Here is a 20432-nt window from a genome sequence, read left to right on the forward strand (position 1 = left end):
CTTAGGAACCATTGATATCATTCTCCCGTTGAACGGAACTGCCTTTGAAGCAGCTTGTGGTTTGCTGCCAGGGTGCAAGCAGCAGATGACGCGCATAGCGCAGCGGATTCTCAGCGGCGAGCCTAGCAGCCCGGCGGTCGCCCGTCAGCCGGAACACCGTGCGCCCTGGTTTGGAATTAGCTTCAAGCAGATACAGTCTTCCTCCGGCATCGATGCCGAAGTCAAGACCGAGCTCTCCCAGTCTCCCGCAGGATTCTTCCAGCAGGGGAGGCAGGAGTGCGGCGGCTGAGATCAGCTCCTGATACAGGTCCCGGCCTGCTGCGCCGTATTCGGCTAGCAGGAAGGGCAAAGCGGGAACCGCGGTTCCCCCGCCGTGCAGATTCGAGGTAAGAGATCCCCGGCCCCCCAGACGAACGGCCATGCCGGTCAGGGTCCATGCGCCGGTGCCGTTCTTTTGCATCAGCACACGCACATCGAACGGCTGTCCCCCGCTGCCGGTGAGATGCAGATAAGGCTGTATGATATAGCGGTGCTGGCCGATGAAGCGGTGGATCCAGTTCAGGCCTTCGTCCAGCGTACCGAAAACATATAGAAAAGGTTCATTCATCCGGTCTCTTCCCCGCACACTCACTCCGCCGCCTTCGTGTTTGCCGAGGAGTACTGCATGCAGGGTGCGTTTGCCGTGGGAGCCGGTTTTGGGTTTCAGGAACACACCGTATTCCCTTTCGGCCAGCAGGTTGCCGAGCGCCTTCCGTCCGCTGTAGACCAGCGTTTCAGGCAGCAGGGCAGCGGCTGCGCGGCTGCGCCGCAGAATTTCGTATACCCCCCATTTATCCGGCAGTCCGCGTGACCAGGGAAGCGAACGGGATAATACAGCCAAGGCGGCAGCTGCAGATTGCTTCTCCTCCGGAGTCCGGTAGAAGCAGCGGTTATACAGGATGTCAGGCGGAGGCGCCTGGGCAGGCACCCATTGTCCGCCTTGCCAGAGATATCCGCTGACTGAAGCGCCATCCTTCGCAACACCCTCCGGATGAAAAACAAGGACCTTCAGATCATACAGCGGGGCCGCCCGGCATAGATGACTGCAGAACTCCGGCTCTGCGATGGGAGGATTCCCGTGGCGGCGGTCTGTCATTATGCCAAGGAACCCCATTGCTGTTTCTGTCATGATGTCCTCCTTACAACCCGGCCAGATAGCGGCAGTATAGAATCATTTGTTTGACGGAGGGTCTGATCTTTTGGTCGTTCAGCGGCGTGTTGTCATTCTTGGACGGCTTGGAGTTGACCTCCAGCAGCCAGATTCTGCCGGACTGGTCCAGCGCAAGGTCGATGCCCAGCTCCCCGAAATGCGCGGGGATATAAGTCTCTACGCCTCTGGCGATTGCCAGTGCAGCCCGGGGGAGCTGAACCTGGGAGCTTTCCTTCGCCCCGGGCGGGAGATTGCTTTTGCCGATGGCTTCGCGGACCGTACTGAGCGTCCCGCCCCGGGCGAGATTAGAGACAAAGTGATTACTTCCGGCGGTCCGGGCCACAATGGAGGTGACGCCCCATTTGCCGGTACCGTTCTTCTGTACGAGTGCCCGGAAGTCCACCGGCCGCCGTCCAAGCTCCATCAGGGGCAATCCCTGCTGAATCTGGTAGCGGGTCGTTTTCATCTTCGGGGCAATGGACCCAAAAAGCTTCGCCAGACTGGGATAACTCTGCTTGCGTGTCCCAAGCGGTGTTGTTGACAGCAGCCGGTAGCCGCCGCCGTCTTCTTTGGAGATGCGCAGAATGCCTTTGCCAAGGCTGCCGCGTACAGGTTTCAGGAACACACTTGGGTAATTGCTGCACATTCTTTTCAATACGGCGAAGCCGTTCAGGGCATGCGACTCCGGCAAATACCGCTGCAGGGCGGGATCTTGCGCCAGCGCTTCGAATACCTCTGTCTTGTCAAGGAACTTTTCATTGAAGAAATGAGTTCCGTAGCGGGATTTTACATCCGCCAAAAAATGCTGTACGCTAGGTTTGTTCTCTACCTTTCGCGTCGTCAGCCGATTGTTGATCACATCGGCCACAGGAAGACTCAGCTTCCGCCAGCCCTCATCGTATACCCAGCCCTGGATGGTAGTGCTGCGCGTTTCCAGCGCTTCCGGGGTAAAGAAATATACATAGGCGCCCTGTGCATGGCAGGCATTGGTCAGTTCCCGGCAGAACATCGTGATCTGGCCGAACACTCTGTCGGGATGCTCGGGATGGTCCCGGCTCACCAGAACTCCAATCAGCGGCCCCAGCCGCAGATTGCGGCTGCCTGAACTATAGGAAGCGTTAAGCTTGAGGCGCTGCCTTAAGCCCAGCCGCCGCGCCAGCCCTTCGCTTACGCGCAGGCTGTCGGATTTGGGAACCGGAATAACGGTAACCTCCTGCCGGAAAGAGCCGAAGGTAAGCTGGATTGTTCCGTGCGCCGGTATTTTGAGCCTCTTCATGGATTTGTCGCCTAGCATTACAGCGTTTTCCTGCAGGATGCCCGAGTGGACCGTTTGGACCGGGATCTTGAGTTGGGACATCGTGGATCTCCTTCCGGTAGGCAGCATGATGCCGGCAATATGAATCTTAAGGGTTACATATCATTCATCATATGGAGACATCTGACCCTTGGTGATTGACCTATTCTTTAAAAAGCCGTGCCGGACGGATTAAATGTCCGGCAGCGGTGAAACCATTCGGCAGGTGGAGTACAGGTGCAGGCTACAGGTGCAGGCGCATAGACAGAAGTCTGGCCGCTGGAGGGGAAATAACGTGACCGCGAAATTTGGGCGGATGCACAAAGCTTAAGCGTATGCTTTCGAAGCGAGTTTAGCGAAGAAACTCAGGGAGCCTACGCTAACTAAACATTCAGGAGGATTTCTAATGAACGTAATTGACAAGGCACATGAACTGGCGAGAGCCATCAAAGACAGCACCGAGGTATCGGATATTACCAGCGCGATGAAAGTGATCGAAGCAGATCCGGAGAGCAAGCTGATGCTCGACAACTTCCGTCAGAGCCAGATCGAGCTGCAGCAGCGGATGATGAGCGGAGAGATGCCTCCGCAGGAGGAAATGGAGAAGATGGAGAAGCTGTTCGAGGTGCTTAACCTGAATCTCGGCATCCGCCGCCTGTTCGACGCAGAGCGCCGCCTTAGTGTAGTCATCGAGGATGTGAACAAAATCATCACCGACAGCCTGTCCCAAATGTACGGCGGACAACAATAAGCGCTATAGGAGGCGAATCCTCCTGATAATAGCAAGAGGGTGATTCCAGGGCCATTTGGCCCCGGAATCACCCTCTTTTTGATGCTAAGGCTGGTTATTTCTAATCCTGTTTGCCTTCAATGGCACAGAGCAGAATCGCGGCAGCTACGCCAATACGTCTGTCGAGCACACCTTTGCGGTCCTCGGAGAAGTCGGCGATGATTTTGGTGACAAAAGGGTTGAAGTTCTGCCGGAAGGCCGGGATGACCATGCCGCCGATCTCCACATTATATTTTTGCGGAATTAGAGTAATGACACGCCGCAGCAGCGCCATGAACACACTGTCCTCTTTAATGAATCCGATCTCGTTATCGCCGGTGTCCAGAATCACCCATTCATCTTTGAAGATGGACTTCAGGCCTTTGCGGCGGAGTGCGCCCAGAGATTCCCCGGTCTCCGAATCATAGACATCATAGGTGGCGCTGAGATCTATCATTTTGCGGGCTTTAATGCGCAGCAGCTCTCTCTCCATGCTCTCGTCCGTGTACAGGGCTATATCCTCTTTCAATTTGAACGCTTTCATTTGCGAAAAAAGCACCAGCTCCTCCGAGCTGTTGTAAATATGCAGCTTCGCCCCCATGACGGAGAATACCTTTTTGCGGATTATGTACTCGGACTGGCCCCAAATGTTATTCAATGTAAATTCCTCCTCTTCCTGGCTCCATCATCTCACACCCCCGGCATTCAGGCTAGACTAAACCCGGAGGCAGCGAAATCAGCGGGATGAAAAATTAGCAACTTGTCTCATAATCCGGACCTGAAGTTCATAGAGTAGAGATATAGATTCAGATTCAGCCTGACAACCCTTTAGAACGAAGGAGCGGTTCGATAATGAAAAAAAGAAACAAATTCAAGCATTCCGTGTATCTGCTGGCGGCTCTGGCGATGCTGGTGTACGCGCTGCCGAAGCTGTCTTTTCAGAATGGCCCCGGCTGGGTGCTGGGCTTCGGTATTGTCTGGTGTGCGTTTGCCTTCCTGGTGATTGCCTCGCACCTGCACTTTATCATCGGAGTGGATGAAGAGAAGCAGAAACGCCTGGAGGCGGTCCGCAAGGTTAAGCTGGAGCAATGGCAGGGCCAGTGGAACGAAGAAACCCGGGTGTCCCAGAGATTATAGAATTTGGCCGGGCCTATAGGCAAGGTGCAGCGGCTCGCCCCCTGTTTCGCGAAAGCTGCGGACTGGGGGTTTGCTGTGTTTGCAGTAATGTGGATGTGCGGATATACAGTGTATTTATGTCTTGTGAAATGATGTGTTATAGCTATATTCAAGGCTGTACTCATGCATGCATTATATGTGTGTGGGCATAAGCGCGGCTGTAACTTAATTGCCTCTGGCATCGCTTGTCATACGGCTGACATATCTCTTGAAAGAAGCATACCCGTTCTGTTGTACTCCGTTGTAACCAGCGTTATAATGGGTACAGAATAGTACAGATCGGGGTATGGGGGTGTAACAGTTGGAAGGTCAAGGCGATAACATTACAAAGCATGAACAACTGCTGCAGCATATTGAAAGCCTGAAGGTGGGAACGAAGATTTCCGTCCGCAAGCTGGCCAAGGAAATGGGCGTCAGTGAAGGTACAGCTTACCGTGCGGTGAAGGAAGCGGAGAACCTGGGGATCGTCATTACCAAGGAGCGGATTGGTACGGTCCGGGTAGAAAAAAAGCCGCGCAATATTTCTGATCAGCTTACGTTTGGGGATGTAGTTGACATTGTCGAGGGACATGTCCTCGGCGGAGCGGAGGGTCTGAACAAACATCTTCATAAATATGTGATCGGCGCGATGAAAGTGGATGCCATGATCCGTTATATCGATGCCGACAGCCTGCTGATCGTGGGTAACCGTGATGATGTGCATTCACTTGCCCTGGAGCAGGGGGCAGGGGTGCTCGTAACCGGGGGCTTCGGTACCAGCCGTGAGGTGAAGGCGCTGGCGGATGAACTGGACCTGCCGGTGATATCATCCCGGCATGATACGTTTACAGTAGCTTCGATGATTAACCGGGCGATTTTTGACCGGCTGATTAAGAAGAAGATTATGCTGGTGGAAGATATTGTGGAGGGCAAGCCGCGCCTGAATACGCTCAAAATCTCCAGCACAGTCGGCGAATTACGCGAATTGTCCCTGGCGAGCGGCGAGCAGCGCTTCCCGGTGACCGATGAGTGGAACCGGGTCATCGGCATCGTGGGCCGCCGCGATGTGGAGGATCTCGCAGAAGGGCAGAGCATCGAGAAGGCCATGATCCGTAGCCCGGTGACCGCCGCACTGCAGACCTCGCTGGCTTCGGCGGCGCAGATTATGATGTGGGAAGGGATCGACTTCCTGCCGATCGTGGACCGCAACCGCAAGCTGGTCGGGTCGCTGACCCGCAGGGAAGTGCTGCAGAGTCTGCGTGATGCCAGCAACCAGCCGCAGCTCGGGGAGACCTTCGATCATCTGATCTGGAACGGTTTTGCCGATGAGCGCGATGAAGAGGGCAAGCTGTTCTTCCACGGCTTCATCACACCGCAGATGGCGACGGATCTGGGGACGATCTCGGAAGGGATATTGTCCACGCTGATGACCCTTTCCGCATTTAAGGCGGCCAAGGACATCACCGGCAATGACTATGTGCTGGATAACATGTCCACCTATTTCATCCGCCCGGTGCAAATCGAGCATTCCATTATCGTCATGCCGAAGCTGCTGGAGATCAGCCGCCGTACCTGCAAGCTGGAGATTGAGATCAGCCATATGGAGACCATTGTGGCCAAGGCCGTCCTGATGCTGCAGTCGATTGACCACGGCTAAACCGCTCAAGTATATACATTCAGCAATAGTGCAGGCATACACAGTCTTCGCACAGAAAATGAATACAGGACGAATACAGACGAGTCAGAACCCGAACATAAACGAATACAGACTAAATAGACCAGACTATCCTGTAATTACCGGGAGAGTACTCTGGTCTATTTGGCATTAGAGACTAATCGGGGGAATTGCGGCAAGCCATGGAACAACGGGTTGGATTATGGCTGCGAGGCTAGGAAGCTGAACAGCTGAACAGCTGAATACTATATGAGCGACGGACTGGACATCTGGTTACATGGGACACTAAGTGGGCGACGGACTGGATATCTGGTTACATGGAGACTGAGTGGGCGACGGGCTGGACATCCGGTTACATGGACACTGAGTGGGCGACAGACTGGACATCTGGTTACATGGACACTGAGTGGGCGACAGACTGGACATCTGGTTACAAGGATACTGAGTGGATAGGTCTCTCTTATGAGCAGCGGGAGGTAAGTGGAAAAAGGGCATCTATTTGTCCTGAACTTCCCGATTTTGGAACAATAAGTGGAAAAAGGACAACTAATCCGCCCGAATCTGCACCAGGGGAGGAAAGCGGACGAAATAAGTGCCTTTTTTCCAACTGCTTCCCTGAAAGGTACGGCTTGGCCAGAAATAAGTGTACAATTTCCACTTCGCATAGATTTTACCGGAGAGCCGGGTGGGGAGATGCAGCGAATTAGCTAGCGATTCAAAGATAAATACCGATTCAAATAGCGATGCAAAGATTCAAATAGCGATTGAACTACCGATTAATAGCCGGATTAAAATTCCCATTCAGATACCGGTTCGGACACCGTAAACACTCAGCTTCCGCTCCCGCTGCGGAGCCGGCTGTAGTACCCGTGGCTGCGCAGCCCCGAGAAGATGTTGAAGATACCCAGCAGCAGAAAAGCTGCTTCAATGACAACATTAAGCGTCGAGCCGCGGAAGATGAACATCGACATTAGTGAGAGCGTTACCAGCATTGCGCCGAGCAGCACGTTCATAATCGATCGCTTAAGCCCTTTGATGAGCGGGTCTGCGGCCCTGCGGGAGGAGAAACTATACATCGCGGCGCTGATCATAAAGACAACCAGCAGAACAAACAGCAGATACTTGATGAGCATAATCATGGACAGACAGCTCCTTAGTGGAAGGTGGGAAACGGTGCTTCGGCCTATCTCTACCATTCTATGATTTGCCCACTATTGTACCATGATTAGGACTCAGGTGCGCTTATAAGGACCGATCTCCACCCAGATTTGCAGCACACCCTCCATAACGAGCATAGTGCGGATTTTGACGGTGTATTCCTTCTCGCGTACAATGTAGATTTTGCCGTCCAGCAGCAGGCGTGCCAGCTTCCCGTCGGAATCGATTTCAAACATGCTGCGCCCGCGCATCGGCTCCAGATCGCTGACCAGCTTCCTGAGGATTTCCTTAACAGTTACTGTGTCCAGCACAGCGGTGCCTTCCTTAACTTTGCTGTCCTCGGTGCGGACCTTAATCTCCCGGATTACGGTGGAGGTATTGTTGTATTTTTTGAGCGTGTCAATGTCATCGCGGTACTCCTCGATCTGTATCCGGAGTTCCTGATTGCTTAGCCAGAGCACATTGTACCCCATATGATAAATGGCGTTATATACCACGGCGCCCACAATCATTCCCAGCACAAAAACGGCAGCAATCTGCGAGAAACGCCGGTAGCGGTGAAACGGCGGCAGGCGCATGGATTCATCCCCCCTTTAAATATATGAATGTATCTGCTCAGCGCTATCCATTATCCTTCCGTTTCTACTTGCCGCACACCCATTTGACTAGTTCACTGCCCATATGAGCGCCCAGAAAGGCGAAGACCAGATAGAGAATCTGCTTGATGGCGGGGGAGAGGTTGCCTCCCAGCATGTTACTCTCAATGACCCGCATCGGGTCGATCGTTCCGCCGACGGCGGCGGCCAGCGCCCAGATTTTGATCCGGTCAGCGATATCCAGCATGGTGTGCGTAGGCGGCTGCAGGGAGACCACGGCTCCGATCCCGCCCAGCAGGGAACCGCCCAATACAATGCCGAAGGCGATGAAGAAGTCGAGGACGGCTTTGCTCAGGAAAATATTCATCATAAGGCTCCTTCCCGGTCCAGGCAATTACTTATCCGCTGCCTGTCCTTATGCTCTTAATCCATTCTATGGGCGGTTCCCCCTCTAATATGATAAAATAGTTTCATCTTATGTTTTGATTTTGGAACTGAAGGGAAGTGGGGATAATGAGCCCTTTCGTGCATTTGCATGTGCACAGCGAATACAGTTTACTGGACGGGGCGGCGCGCATTACGGATCTGGTGCGCCGGGCCGGCGAATACGGCATGAAATCGCTGGCGCTGACGGATCATGGAGTGATGTACGGGGCTATCCCTTTCTATAAAGCTTGCCAGGAGAACGGCATCAAGCCGATTATCGGCTGTGAAGCTTATTTGACCGCAGGCTCGCGCCGTGAGCGGGGCAGCCGCAAGGATCAGCCGATCTATCACCTGATTCTGCTGGTGAAGAACGAGATCGGCTACCGGAACCTGATGAAGCTGATCTCTATCGGCCATCTGGAGGGCCAGCACTACAAGCCGCGGATTGATATGGAAGCACTGGCGGCGCATGCCGAGGGCATCATCTGCCTCAGCGCCTGTCTTGGCGGAGAGGTGCCGCAGCATCTGCTGCATGGGCGTGAGGAGGAAGCGCGTAAGGCGGCGCTGCGTTACAAGGAGATTTTTGGCGCGGACTTCTACTTGGAGCTGCAGGATCATGGGATGCCTGAACAGAAGCGGGTGAATCCGAAGCTGATTCAGCTTGCTGCCGAGCTGGATATTCCCCTGGTGGCTACGAATGACGTGCATTATATGGACAAGGAAGATGCCGAGGTTCAGGATGTGCTGATCTGTATCGGCACAGGCAAATCTGTGGATGATGAGGACCGCCTGAAGATCGGCACGGATCAGCTGTTCTTCAAGAGCGGCGAGCAGATGGCCTCGCTGTTCCCGCATGTGCCGCAGGCGCTGGAGAACACCCAGCGCATTGCAGAAGCCTGCAATCTGGAGCTGACGTTCGGCAATCATATTCTGCCGGAGTATTCCCCTCTGCCGGAAGGGCTGGATGCCGCCGCTTATTTGCGTGAGCTGTGCCGCAGCGGGCTGGAGGAGCGCTACTCGGATACGCCGCTGTGGGCATCTCCGGAGCAGAAGGAAACGGCCGAGAAACGGCTGGCCTATGAGCTGGGCGTCATTGAGAGCATGGGATTCAGCGATTATTTCCTGATTGTTTGGGATTTCATCGCTTTTTGCCACCGGAATGGTATTGTTACCGGCCCGGGCCGTGGTTCCTCGGCAGGCAGTCTTACAGCATATACGCTGAAGATTACGGATGTAGATCCGCTGAAATACAATCTGCTCTTCGAGCGTTTCCTGAATCCGGAGCGGATTACGATGCCCGATATTGATATTGACTTCAGTGACGAACGCCGTGATGAGGTTATTGCCTATGTGGTGGACAAATACGGCAAGGAGCATGTGGCGCAGATCATCACCTTCGGAACGATGGCGGCAAGAGCAGCTGTACGGGATGTAGGCCGTGCGCTGAATCTGCCGTATAACGAGGTGGACAAGGCGGCGAAGCTGATTCCGGGCCAGCTCGGCATCAGCATCACCCGGGCGCTGGAGAGCACGCCAGAGCTGAAGGCTCTGTATGATACCAATCCGAAGACCCGAGGGCTTCTCGACATGGCGATGAAGGTTGAAGGCATGCCGCGTCATGCCTCAACGCATGCTGCCGGAGTGATCATCTCCAAGGGGCCGCTGACCGATGCCGTTCCGCTCCAGGCGGGCAGTGAGAGTACAGCGCTGACCCAGTACTCCATGGAGCATCTGGAGAGTGTAGGCCTGCTGAAGATGGACTTCCTGGGGCTGCGGACCCTGTCGATTATTGAACGCTGCATGAACTGGGTGAAGGAAATGACCGGCAGCGTCCCTGATTTCCGCTTCATCCCGGATCATGATCCGCTGACTTACGAGATGCTCGGGGCAGGCGAGACCACCGGCGTGTTCCAGCTGGAATCCGCGGGTGTACGGCGGGTGCTGAAGGATCTGAAGCCCAGCGGTTTTGAAGATATTGTCTCCGTGGTGGCTCTGTACCGTCCGGGTCCGATGGAATTTATTCCGAAATTCATCGGGGGCAAGCACGGGGAGTTCGAGGTCGTATATCCTCATGCTGATCTGAAGCCGATTCTGGCTGATACTTATGGCATCATTGTCTATCAGGAGCAGATCATGCAGATTGCCTCCCTGATGGCGGGGTTCTCGCTCGGCGAAGCCGATCTGCTGCGCCGGGCGGTGTCCAAGAAGAAGCGGGAGACGCTGGACAAGGAACGCAGCCACTTTGTGGAGGGCAGTCTGAAGCAGGGCTATCAGGAGGCAGATGCCAATGAGGTGTATGACATGATCGTGCGGTTTGCCAACTACGGCTTCCCGCGTGCCCATGCTGCCGCCTATGGCGTACTGGCGTTCCAGACTGCGTATCTCAAGGCGCATTATCCTGTGCAGTTCATGGCAGCAATGCTGACCGCAGTTATGGGGACGCACCGCAAGGTGGCAGAGTATGTACTGGAATGCCGCCGCAGCGGGGTCGGCGTGCTGCCGCCCGATGTTAACGAGAGCGGCGTGCTGTTCACCCCTGTACCCGGCGAAGGCAGCGGGCATATCCGCTTCGGACTGGCAGCGGTCAAGAATGTCGGGACGCTGGCGGTGGAGAATATTATGGCGGTCCGCAAGGAGCGTCCGTTCGACAGCCTGCTTGATTTCTGCCGCCGTGTCGATCTGCGCGTCTGCAACAAGCGCGTGATTGAATCACTGCTGCAGACAGGCGCCTTCGACCGGCTTCCCGGCCACCGGGCCCAGCTGCTGGCGATGCTGGATGAGACAGTCGATGCGGCAGCGAAGTGGCGCAAGGAGCGCGATGAGCTGCAGATCCAGCTGTTCGACGATCTGATTGAGACGCCGAACTGGGAAATCCGTTATCCGGATATCCCGAAATTCTCCGTGACCCAGCAGCTGGAGCTGGAGCGTGAGCTGCTGGGCCTGTACCTGTCCGGCCATCCGCTGGACGACAGTGCGGCCCTGCTGGAGGAGCCGGGGATGCAGAAGCTGATGGATCTTGGCGAAATGGCAGACGAGAGTATGACGGTAACAGCCGGCATGGTCGTGTCGGTTAAGGAAATTACGACAAAGGCCGGCAAGGCGATGGCCTTTGTCGAATGGGAAGACCAGATCGAGCGCTGCGAGGTCGTACTCTTCCCAGAGGTGTGGAAACGCAGCCGCGGCCTGATCGAGAAGGGCGCGCTGCTGGCCCTGCGCGCCAAGGTGCAGCAGGAGGACGAGGGCTTCAAGCTGCTGGCCGAGGAGGTGGCACCGCTCACCGCGGACAGCGTGCGCGGCCTGCTGCAGCGCCGCAGCGCCGCAGGCGCCCGGCCCGCCTACGCGGGCCGGAACGCCCCCGCAGGAGCGCCTGCGGCAGCTCCTGCAGCCCGTACGGGCGCCGGAAGCCCCGGCGCCCGCAGCGGCAGTGCAGCTGGCGCAGCCGCTGCACCGGGCACGCGCACACCGGCGGCACAGCCGCCCGGTGCGCGCGCTAACGCGGCCGCTGCGCAGGCCGCGCCCCAATCCCCGGCCGCGTCAGCTACGCGGCCGGGAAGCCCTGCCCCGCTGCGCACGGGGCAGCCTGCACCTGCTGAGCGCTCCGCAAGCTCAGCGCAGAGCACCCAGCGTGTCTTCATCAAGATCACGCCGGGCGCTGAGCTCAAAGGTCTGCTGCCGCGCCTCCAGGCACTGCTGCAGACCCATCCGGGACCAGCCGCAACGCTGCTGTTCTACGAGCGCAACCAGAAGGTGCTGGCGCTCAGCGACAGCTACCGGATCGAGCCCACGGAGGAGCTGTTTGCGGCAATAGAGAGCATGCTGGGAGCAGGAACCGTCAGAATCAGGTAGGAACGGCTTGCCGTCCGCTAAGGAGGCTTTGCATCCGAAGCAGCAATACAACGTATCCCTTTCAGGTATCCGCTTCAAAGGTATGTGATTCAACCCAATAATTAACGGATCAATCGCCGTGGGGTTAGCGGATTACGTTCATTGCTTACACTAGATTCGCTGCCGGCAGTATAGAGACTTCCAGGTAAGCACTGCAGACAAGAATGTTGTACGTTTTGCAGCTTTGATTCATAATTAGCCGGGTGTACGGGAGAAATACAGGAATTCTCCCGCTAAGCCGCCTGGACAAGAGGAGTTGCTGCCTTTTGTACAACAATTTTGGATTTTCATTCATTAAATGAGGAAAATGTTGCACGTTGTGCAGGATTCTGCAAAGTATTCCGGTCTCTGCCGCAAAAAGCGGATGAACCGGGAAATTCCCATACAGCTTAAACATATTTTCTTATATTTAAAATAAGCACATTTCCGCCCTTTTCCGCATACATTAGGGAACCACAGGGCATTGTCCCGTGCGGAAAGGGGAATCACATCATGTCCTATCAATTGGCAGCAGACCTGCTGGAGCGCCGGGGAGTTTCGCTTGATTCTATCGCTGAGATCGTATATATTCTGCAATCGGCCTATTATCCCGATTTGACTGAGGAAGAGTGCCTCGTAAGCGTCAAGGCGGTGCTGGGCAAAAGAGAAGTACAGTACACGCTGATGACAGGTGTCGCGCTGGATGAGCTGGCGGAGAAGAAGCTGCTGCCGCAGCCGCTTCAGGCAGTGCTGGAGGCGGATGAATCGCTCTACGGGGCGGACGAGACTCTGGCGCTAGGCATCACGGGTGTATACGGGATGATCGGGCTGACAGGTTTCGGTTATCTGGACAAAATAAAGCTTGGAATTATCGGCAAATTGAATGATGATAAGGGTAGCATTCATGTATTTCTTGATGATCTGGTAGCCGGGATTGCAGCTGCGGCATCGGCCAGAATTGCCCACCGCCACGAAGGGGCGAAGGTCTATTCTCCTGCCTCCGGAGAGGCATAATTGCAGCTCTTGCATTTGTTGGAAGCGGCCTCCCGGTCCAGCAGCCATCCTGCCGAGCCTGTTGCGGGAAAAAAGAAAACTGTGTTATCATGATTCCATTATATACAGGATACGGCTGGGATTTGAGATTAGGGAGGCCTTGCAGGGCATGTGGACGGTAATCTATATAGCGCCGACCGCCAAAGTGGCGGAGATGATTCAGAGGAAGCTTACGGAAGAAGGATTTCTGATAAAATGCCGTCCGATTAATATGTCCAAGCAGCAGTTTGAGATTCTGGTTCCTTCAGGAGAGCTTGAAGAAGTGCAGGAGGTCCTGAATCTGATTCTGCATCCTTGAGAATTACAACTTAGAGATACATGAGCGGTCATGACAGCGGCAAGCTGCTATCTACGCAAATAAACGGCTGAAGAGGTGCGACCCTTGTTCAAAGATTTATTTCAGAAAAAACGGAAGTACGCGATCATTCCTTCAGAGCGTCTGGAGCGAAGCGGCGGACCGGCGGAAGGCGAGCGCCCCAAACGTGAGATTCCAGAAGGACTCATGAACAAATGCAACAAATGCGGAACGATCCAGTACAGCAAGGAACTGGAGAAGAATTTGAAAATATGCCCTTCCTGCGGCTATCATATGCGCCTGAACGCTTCGGAACGGATTGCGATGACGCTGGACCCTGAAGGGTTCATTGAGTTTGACAGCGAAATGGCGTCCGTTGATCCGCTGCAGTTCCCCGGCTATGCCTCTAAGCTGGAACAACAGCAGTCCAAAACTGGACAGGTTGAAGCTGTAATCACCGGCCAGGGCACTATTGGCGGCCATCCGGTGATTGTAGCGGTGATGAACTTTGAGTTCTTCTCCGGGAGCATGGGGTCCGTAGTCGGCGAGAAGATTACCAGAGCGGTTGAAGAAGCAACAGAGCGGAGACTTCCGATGCTGATCTTCTCCACCTCGGGCGGAGCGAGAATGCAGGAGAGCATACTCAGTCTCATGCAGATGGCGAAGACAAGTAGCGCACTGGCCCGGTTCAGCGAAGCCGGAGGCCTGTATATTTCCGTAATTACTGATCCCACAACAGGCGGGGTGTCGGCGAGTTTCGCCAGCCTGGGGGATATTATTATTGCCGAGCCCGGTGCGGTATTCGGTTTTGCCGGACGGATTGTGATTGAACAGACGATCCGCCAGAAGCTGCCGGAAGATTTCCAGACAGCAGAATTCAATTTGCAGCACGGCCAGCTGGATATGGTTGTGCACCGCAAGGAAATGCGCTCCACGTTAACCAAGCTGCTGGAGCTGCATGATGTGAAAGGGGGATTTTAGGTTGGCAGGAGAGTTGCCTTTTGAAATGCCTCTGGTAGAAATGCGCAAGAAAATTGCTGAACTGAAGCAGTTTGGCGAAGAGAAGGGTATTGATTTCAAAGATGAGGTAGCCCGTCTTGAGGAGCGTTACCACATCCTTGAGAATGAAGTATATTCGGATATCTCCCCGGCCCAGAAGATGCATCTGGCCCGGCATCACGGCCGTCCGACCTCACTGGATCTGATCGGACTTATCTTCACCGATTTCATGGAGCTGCATGGCGACCGCCTGTATGGTGATGATCTTGCCGTAGTTGGCGGGATCGCCAAGCTGAACGGCCGTCCGGTCACCGTAATCGGACAGCAGCGCGGTAAGGATACGAAGGAGAATATTCTGCGTTTCTTCGGCAGCGCGCATCCGGAAGGCTTCCGCAAGTCATTGCGTCTGATGAAGCAGGCAGAGAAATTCGGCCGTCCGATTATCACCATTGTCGATACCAAAGGGGCTTATCCCGGCAATACGGCAGAGGAACGCGGACAGTCCGAAGCGATCGCCCGGAATTTGTACGAGATGTCTCAGCTGGCCGTACCGGTCATCTGCATCGTTATCGGCGAAGGCGGCAGCGGCGGTGCCTTGGCTTTGGCCGTAGGCAACCGGGTCCTGATGCTGGAGCATGCCATCTATTCGGCGATCTCCCCCAACGGGGCGGCGTCCATTCTGTGGAAGGATGCAACCAAAGCGGAGCAGGCAGCTGAAGCGATGAAGATTACGGCGTCTGACCTGCTGGAGATGGAAGTGATCGAGGAGATCATTCCTGAACCCAAAGGCGGGGCACACCGTGACTACGAGGCAACGGCAGCGGCAATCAAGGATGCGGTATGGCGTCATTTGCAGGAATTATCCGTGATGGATTCGGCAGAACTTAAGGAAGACCGTTACCTTAAATTCCGCAAAATCGGCGAGTTCTCGGAGTCCCTCCAGGAACAGGATGCGCCTGAGGAGGAAGTGCAGATTGTAGAGTAATCTACAATTATCATTTGCACTTTCTGACATATTCCAGTGTATTCCTGTCCGTAAGCCGGTCGGAATACTTTAACCATTTATTCCCACTCCGATCATCCCGCAGACTTTGCGGGGTGATTTTTATTTTGATGGCATTCTTATAAAATTCGACTTTAATTTACAGCAAAAACAGGCACTAACATTGATTTTGTCTTCAACTTGCAGTAATATTCATAAGGGCGCAATAAAAGGTACATGTGACTACATGTGATAAAGTTCCTATACAGAGAGCAAGCCTTATAGTAGATTTTGTAGTTGGAAAAAGTGAGACAGAGAGAACGAAAAAACGGAGGAAAACCTAATGCGGAAAAGTAAAATTGTATGTACGATCGGACCTGCAAGTGAATCGTTGGAGAATATCAAAAAATTGATTTTGGCTGGTATGAATGTGGCCCGTCTGAACTTCTCCCACGGCGATTTTGAAGAGCACGGTGCCCGGATCAACACGATCCGTCAAGCTTCCAAAGAACTTGGCAAGACTGTTGCCATTCTGCTCGACACCAAAGGACCTGAGATTCGTACTGGTAAGCTGGAAGTAGAACCAATTGAACTGGTTCAGGACGAATACCTGACATTGACTACGGAAGAAATCCTGGGCGACCAGAACCGTATCTCCATCACGTATAACAACCTTCCTAACGATGTTCAAGTAGGATCGACTATCCTGATCGACGACGGCCTTATCGGTCTTACTGTTGTCGACATTCAAGGCACCGAAATCAAGACCCGTATTGTTAACGGCGGTACAATCAAGAGCAAGAAGGGCGTTAACGTACCAGGAGTATCCATCTCCCTGCCGGGTATTACGGAAAAAGACACCAATGATATCGTTTTTGGGATCGGACAGGACATCGATTTTATCGCCGCTTCCTTCGTTCGCAAAGCCAGCGACGTTCAGGAAATCCGTGCATTGCTTGAGAAGCACGACGCTTCCCACATCCAAATCATCTCCAAAATCGAGAACCAAGAAGGTGTCGATAACCTTGATGAAATTTTGGCAGCTTCCGACGGCCTCATGGTTGCCCGTGGCGACCTTGGCGTAGAAATTCCTGCTGAAGATGTGCCTCTGGCTCAGAAGCTGATGATTCAGAAATGTAACATCGCCGGCAAACCGGTAATCACAGCTACCCAAATGCTGGATTCCATGCAGCGCAACCCGCGTCCTACCCGCGCTGAAGCGAGTGACGTAGCGAACGCTATCTTCGACGGAACAGATGCAATCATGCTGTCCGGTGAAACTGCTGCCGGGAAATATCCGGTAGAATCCGTACTCACAATGTCCCGCATTGCTGAGAAGGCGGAATCTGCCCTGAACCACCGTGAAATCTTCATGAAGCAGCAAATTGCTCAAGAAACTACGGTAACTGAAGCGATCAGCCAATCTGTAGCGATTTCCGCTCTGGATCTGAACGCTAAAGCTATCATTTCTTCGACTGTAACTGGCCACACTGCACGCGTGGTTTCCAAATACCGTCCTAAATCACAAATCATTGCTGTAACTACCCAGGAAAGAACTATGCGTCAGCTGGCGCTGGTTTGGGGCGTAACTCCAGTATTCGGCAAAGAAGCTACTTCGACTGACGAATTGCTGGAAACTGCACTTCAAGGCGGTAAAGCTTCCGGTCTGGTAAAAGCCGGAGATCTTGTAGTCATTACTGCAGGTATCCCGCTGGGCCGTTCCGGTTCCACTAACCTGGTGAAGGTAGACACGATTCCAGCCGACTAGGAACTGGAAGAGGTTCTGCAGCATTAACAGAATACACCTATTAGAGCAGTGGCGTTCTTAGCCGCTGCTCTTTTTATTGTGCAGGAAGGCACAGCCGTTTCCGCTTGCGGGTTGATATAAACGGTGCAAATGTATATATTGAATTGAGAGTTTTGAGAAACCGGGCAATCAGGTTCTTGTAAATATAGGGTTTCTGGAGTACACAGCAGGATGGCTTTTGCGGTAGATCCGCCGGACCGAGAAGGAATCGCCGCGGGGACCCGGCAGAGTCGGCACGGCCAGCAGCGTTTTATTCTGGACCATAATGCCGCCGTCTTGAGCCTTGAGCTTGGGACTGCATCCGTTAACCCGGCAGCAGGTGAATCTTACCAGTGATACCTTGGACAACGGTGCGATATTCTGTCCCACCTGGGGAGCTTCCATGATCCATTCGGCAGAGGTTTGCGGCCCCTGATAGCGCTGGACAGTACGGAAAACCCAGTTTTTGCTGAGATTGCGCAGAGTGATACACCATTTACCCGGACTGAGCTTGACGATGGAAGCACGCATATGGTCTCCGGGAGATACAGGCAAGGGGATAACGGTCTCGGCAGCGGGCAGAATTTCCCACCAGGCATAGTACCGGACGGTTCCGTTTACCGATTCATGGCCGGTTCCGGTCTGAATCAGGCTGCTGTTCCGGAAGCCGTCGATGCCGATCCAGGCCGAAGAATACGTGGCTTTGACCGTAGGTTTTACATAAGGGACAATCCAGTCGGCCGATATCCGCCGGTAAGTGCCTTTTTTGCCCGAGATGGCATAACCGCTCCAGTTGCTGGATGTCCAGCCGAAGCCTGAGCTGACGGCTCTGCCTGTGTTGAGTTTATCTTTCAGACAGGGTTTGCTGCTTAGCAATCTATTGACTTGGCCCACTTGTCCACCGCCTCATAATATGTTCTGCTCTATTTAATGCAGTAAGAGGCTCTTAAGGTTGGGTATTCTGTTAAAAAGGAAGAGAGAGGACTTATAACTCCAATGGAAAAAATATCGAAGCTGCGCGGGTTTTATCTGTTTCTGGGACTCGCCGGGGGCTCCTTCGGCTCTTATTTGTCACTGCTGCTCAAATCGAACGGACTTAACGTCAGCCAGATCGGCATGCTGATGGCTACGGGCACACTGATCGCGATCTGTGTGCAGCCCCTATGGGGAGTGATCTCTGACAGATATAACCAGGCGCGGCTGGTGCTTCTTCTGAGTGTGGCGGTTCCGGCGCTGCTTGCGGTGCTGTACCGGTCGGAGTATTTCATTGTGCTGATGCTGGTGTACACGGTATCCACGATCTTCTCCTCCACACAGGCTCCTATTGCCGACTCTTACGCCATAGCAGCGGCGAACAGAGCCGGATCGACTTACGGCAGCATCCGGATGATGATGAGCATAGGAGCCGCTGTAGGAGCCATAGCCGGGGGGCAATATGTATCTAAATTCTCGGTATCCACGATCTGGCTGCCGTTTCTGCTGCTGAATGCCGTTGCAGTGGCCATTGCCTTCACCCTGCCGAAGCAGGCGGAAGAGAATCACATGATGAGCCAGTCCTTCTCCCAGGGCGTCAAAAAGCTGCTCGGCAACCGTATATTCCTGGCCTTTCTCGGGGGAAGCTTCCTGGTGAACCAGACGATGACGGCGTTCGGTACTTATTTCGTCCTAGCCTTCCAGTCGGTCGGCGGCTCGACCAGCTATGCGGGGATCGCCCTGTTTCTGGCGTCGATCACTAACGTACCATCCATGTTCTTCGCCTCTAAGGTTATCCGCAGGCTGGGCATGGAGCGGACGCTGCTGCTGGGTGCGCTGATCTATGTGCTGCGCTGGGGGATTCAGGTGGCCTTCCCGTATCCATCGGTCATGATTGGGGTACAGGTGCTGCACGGCCTATCCTTCGGCTTCTTTTATATTGCTGCAGTTGAATATGTATCGAAGATTACCTCTGCGGAGATGCAGGCGACGGGACAAAGCGTATTTAACATCGTATTCTCCGGCTTTGCCGGTATTCTGGGCAATCTGCTGAACGGAATGCTGCTGAATCAGGGCGGGGTCGGCCTTATGAATCTGTCCTGTATGCTGAGTGCGGCGGCCGGCGCGGCTCTGCTGTTCTATGTCGCCCGGAGCTCACGCAGCAAGCTGCCGCTGAAGGCCTCTTCCGGCGGAGTCAGCGCTTAGCTGCCCGCCTGCCATTACAGAAAGGAGCATGAATATGAATTCACATAAACCGGGGTGGTCCAGCCGCTGGCATGAAACTTCATTTCGTGTGCGTTATCAGGAAACCGATCAGATGGGTGTGGTCTATCATGCCAATTATTTGACCTGGTTTGAAAGCGGGCGTACGGAGATGTTCCGCGGACTGGGCTTTGCCTACCGCACACTTGAGAGCCTGGGGCTGTTATTGCCTGTGACCTCTGCAGATTTGCAATTTAAAAGCCCGGCGCGATATGATGATCTTATTGCCGTGTATGCACGGTTAACAACCTTCTCGGCGCTAAGGGTTGTCTATGAATATGAAATCCGCCGTGTGGCGGAAGAGCACGGGGAAGGCGGAGCGTCCGGAGCCTCCGGACGCTCCGGGACCCGTAAGGCGCATCCGGCGGACAGTGAACCTCTTCCCGGCGAACTGCTGGTCAGCGGCACGACGAGCCATGTCTGGCTGAACAAGGAATGGAAGCCTGTGCGTATCGACAGGGCGCAGCCTGAGCTGTTCCGCGCTATCACTACGGCGCTTAAGGAAGAAGAAGGAGGAGCAGTATGATCAGGAACAAATGGCTGTGGGCTGCATTATTTGCCGTCCCGGCCGTGGAATTATTCGGTTTCATCTATGTCTCAAGTTTTCTTGGAGCGCCCAAGACCCTGCTGATCATGCTGGCCACTTCGGTCATCGGTCTGCTCATGATGCGGTTTGAAGGCAAAAAAGTGCTGCAGGACAGCAGAACACATATGCAGGAAGGACGGGTGCCCGGACGGACCATGCTGGACGGCTTATGTATCTTTTTTGGTGGTCTGCTGCTGATTCTGCCGGGCTTCGTCACGGATCTGATCGGCTTTACACTGGTATTTCCGCTGACCCGGCCGCTATACCGGGTTTTTCTGCTGAAATGGATCGAGAAGAAGATGAAAAACGGCACCTTCACCTTCTACCGCAGGTAGAGGCGGGGGCGCCGCAAGGACAATGAGGTTTGGAA

The 20432-nt window shown here is 54.3% G+C and carries 19 protein-coding genes; 12 read left to right on the forward strand and 7 right to left on the reverse strand.

What is annotated here, in order from left to right; translation table 11 throughout:
- Position 1: 1 nt before the first annotated feature.
- Both P40081_RS10850 and P40081_RS10855 read right to left on the reverse strand, forming a co-directional pair.
- On the reverse strand, positions 2 to 1168 hold the full coding sequence (locus P40081_RS10850) for a YheC/YheD family endospore coat-associated protein (RefSeq protein WP_042135397.1): 1167 nt from the start codon (positions 1166 to 1168) through the stop codon (positions 2 to 4).
- 10 nt (positions 1169 to 1178) lie between these two features.
- On the reverse strand, positions 1179 to 2546 hold the full coding sequence (locus P40081_RS10855) for a YheC/YheD family endospore coat-associated protein (RefSeq protein WP_042135399.1): 1368 nt from the start codon (positions 2544 to 2546) through the stop codon (positions 1179 to 1181).
- A 343-nt stretch (positions 2547 to 2889) separates the two neighbouring features.
- Here P40081_RS10855 and P40081_RS10860 point away from each other — a divergent pair, with 343 nt between their 5' ends.
- Positions 2890 to 3234, forward strand: coding sequence for a YlbF family regulator (locus P40081_RS10860; RefSeq protein ID WP_042135401.1), 345 nt, complete (start codon positions 2890 to 2892; stop codon positions 3232 to 3234).
- A 100-nt stretch (positions 3235 to 3334) separates the two neighbouring features.
- Here P40081_RS10860 and P40081_RS10865 read toward each other — a convergent pair whose 3' ends face one another.
- Positions 3335 to 3910, reverse strand: coding sequence for an LURP-one-related family protein (locus tag P40081_RS10865; RefSeq protein ID WP_042135403.1), 576 nt, complete (start codon positions 3908 to 3910; stop codon positions 3335 to 3337).
- A gap of 194 nt (positions 3911 to 4104) precedes the next feature.
- Here P40081_RS10865 and P40081_RS10870 point away from each other — a divergent pair, with 194 nt between their 5' ends.
- Positions 4105 to 4389, forward strand: a complete 285-nt coding sequence (locus tag P40081_RS10870) for a hypothetical protein (RefSeq protein WP_197074347.1) — start codon at positions 4105 to 4107, stop codon at positions 4387 to 4389.
- Between the two features lie 340 nt (positions 4390 to 4729).
- Positions 4730 to 6064, forward strand: coding sequence for a DRTGG domain-containing protein (locus P40081_RS10875; protein ID WP_042135406.1), 1335 nt, complete (start codon positions 4730 to 4732; stop codon positions 6062 to 6064).
- Positions 6065 to 6912: 848 nt separating this feature from the next.
- Here P40081_RS10875 and P40081_RS10880 read toward each other — a convergent pair.
- From P40081_RS10880 to P40081_RS10890, 3 genes are all read right to left on the reverse strand, one after another.
- On the reverse strand, positions 6913 to 7221 hold the full coding sequence (locus P40081_RS10880; protein WP_039309561.1) for a YtpI family protein: 309 nt from the start codon (positions 7219 to 7221) through the stop codon (positions 6913 to 6915).
- A gap of 93 nt (positions 7222 to 7314) precedes the next feature.
- Positions 7315 to 7818 carry a sporulation membrane protein YtrI gene (locus tag P40081_RS10885; protein WP_042135408.1) on the reverse strand — a complete coding sequence of 168 codons (504 nt, stop codon included), beginning with the start codon at positions 7816 to 7818 and terminating at the stop codon, positions 7315 to 7317.
- Between the two features lie 64 nt (positions 7819 to 7882).
- Positions 7883 to 8203 (reverse strand): YtrH family sporulation protein, encoded by a 321-nt coding sequence (locus P40081_RS10890; protein ID WP_039309559.1) that lies wholly within the window; start codon positions 8201 to 8203, stop codon positions 7883 to 7885.
- Positions 8204 to 8349: 146 nt separating this feature from the next.
- Between P40081_RS10890 and P40081_RS10895 the strand changes: the two genes are divergently transcribed.
- From P40081_RS10895 to pyk, 6 genes are all read left to right on the forward strand, one after another.
- Positions 8350 to 12108 (forward strand): DNA polymerase III subunit alpha, encoded by a 3759-nt coding sequence (locus P40081_RS10895; RefSeq protein WP_042135410.1) that lies wholly within the window; start codon positions 8350 to 8352, stop codon positions 12106 to 12108.
- A 531-nt stretch (positions 12109 to 12639) separates the two neighbouring features.
- Positions 12640 to 13140 (forward strand): phosphatidylglycerophosphatase A family protein, encoded by a 501-nt coding sequence (locus tag P40081_RS10900; RefSeq protein WP_039307658.1) that lies wholly within the window; start codon positions 12640 to 12642, stop codon positions 13138 to 13140.
- A gap of 148 nt (positions 13141 to 13288) precedes the next feature.
- On the forward strand, positions 13289 to 13477 hold the full coding sequence (locus tag P40081_RS10905; RefSeq protein ID WP_036700684.1) for a hypothetical protein: 189 nt from the start codon (positions 13289 to 13291) through the stop codon (positions 13475 to 13477).
- 84 nt (positions 13478 to 13561) lie between these two features.
- Positions 13562 to 14455 carry an acetyl-CoA carboxylase, carboxyltransferase subunit beta gene (accD, locus tag P40081_RS10910; protein ID WP_039307665.1) on the forward strand — a complete coding sequence of 298 codons (894 nt, stop codon included), beginning with the start codon at positions 13562 to 13564 and terminating at the stop codon, positions 14453 to 14455.
- 1 nt (position 14456) lies between these two features.
- On the forward strand, positions 14457 to 15458 hold the full coding sequence (locus P40081_RS10915; protein ID WP_042135413.1) for an acetyl-CoA carboxylase carboxyltransferase subunit alpha: 1002 nt from the start codon (positions 14457 to 14459) through the stop codon (positions 15456 to 15458).
- Positions 15459 to 15798: 340 nt separating this feature from the next.
- Positions 15799 to 17223 (forward strand): pyruvate kinase, encoded by a 1425-nt coding sequence (gene pyk, locus P40081_RS10920; RefSeq protein ID WP_039307670.1) that lies wholly within the window; start codon positions 15799 to 15801, stop codon positions 17221 to 17223.
- Positions 17224 to 17391: 168 nt separating this feature from the next.
- Here the strand turns inward: pyk and P40081_RS10925 are convergent, their stop codons facing one another.
- Complete coding sequence (locus P40081_RS10925) at positions 17392 to 18135, reverse strand: G1 family glutamic endopeptidase (RefSeq protein ID WP_052421761.1); 744 nt, start codon at positions 18133 to 18135, stop codon at positions 17392 to 17394.
- A gap of 102 nt (positions 18136 to 18237) precedes the next feature.
- On the opposite strand from P40081_RS10925, the gene P40081_RS10930 reads away from it, so the two are divergent.
- From P40081_RS10930 to P40081_RS10940, 3 genes are read left to right on the forward strand one after another with little or no spacing between them, the layout of a single operon-like run.
- Positions 18238 to 19419, forward strand: a complete 1182-nt coding sequence (locus P40081_RS10930; RefSeq protein ID WP_042135415.1) for an MFS transporter — start codon at positions 18238 to 18240, stop codon at positions 19417 to 19419.
- Between the two features lie 34 nt (positions 19420 to 19453).
- Positions 19454 to 20002, forward strand: coding sequence for an acyl-CoA thioesterase (locus P40081_RS10935; protein ID WP_042135417.1), 549 nt, complete (start codon positions 19454 to 19456; stop codon positions 20000 to 20002).
- Complete coding sequence (locus P40081_RS10940; RefSeq protein ID WP_036695825.1) at positions 19999 to 20397, forward strand: FxsA family protein; 399 nt, start codon at positions 19999 to 20001, stop codon at positions 20395 to 20397. The genes P40081_RS10935 and P40081_RS10940 overlap by 4 nt, the downstream gene beginning before the upstream one ends.
- The last annotated feature ends 35 nt before the right edge of the window (positions 20398 to 20432 follow it).

It is taken from the genome of Paenibacillus sp. FSL P4-0081 (assembly GCF_000758565.1).
Taxonomy (GTDB): domain Bacteria; phylum Bacillota; class Bacilli; order Paenibacillales; family Paenibacillaceae; genus Paenibacillus_AQ; species Paenibacillus_AQ phytohabitans.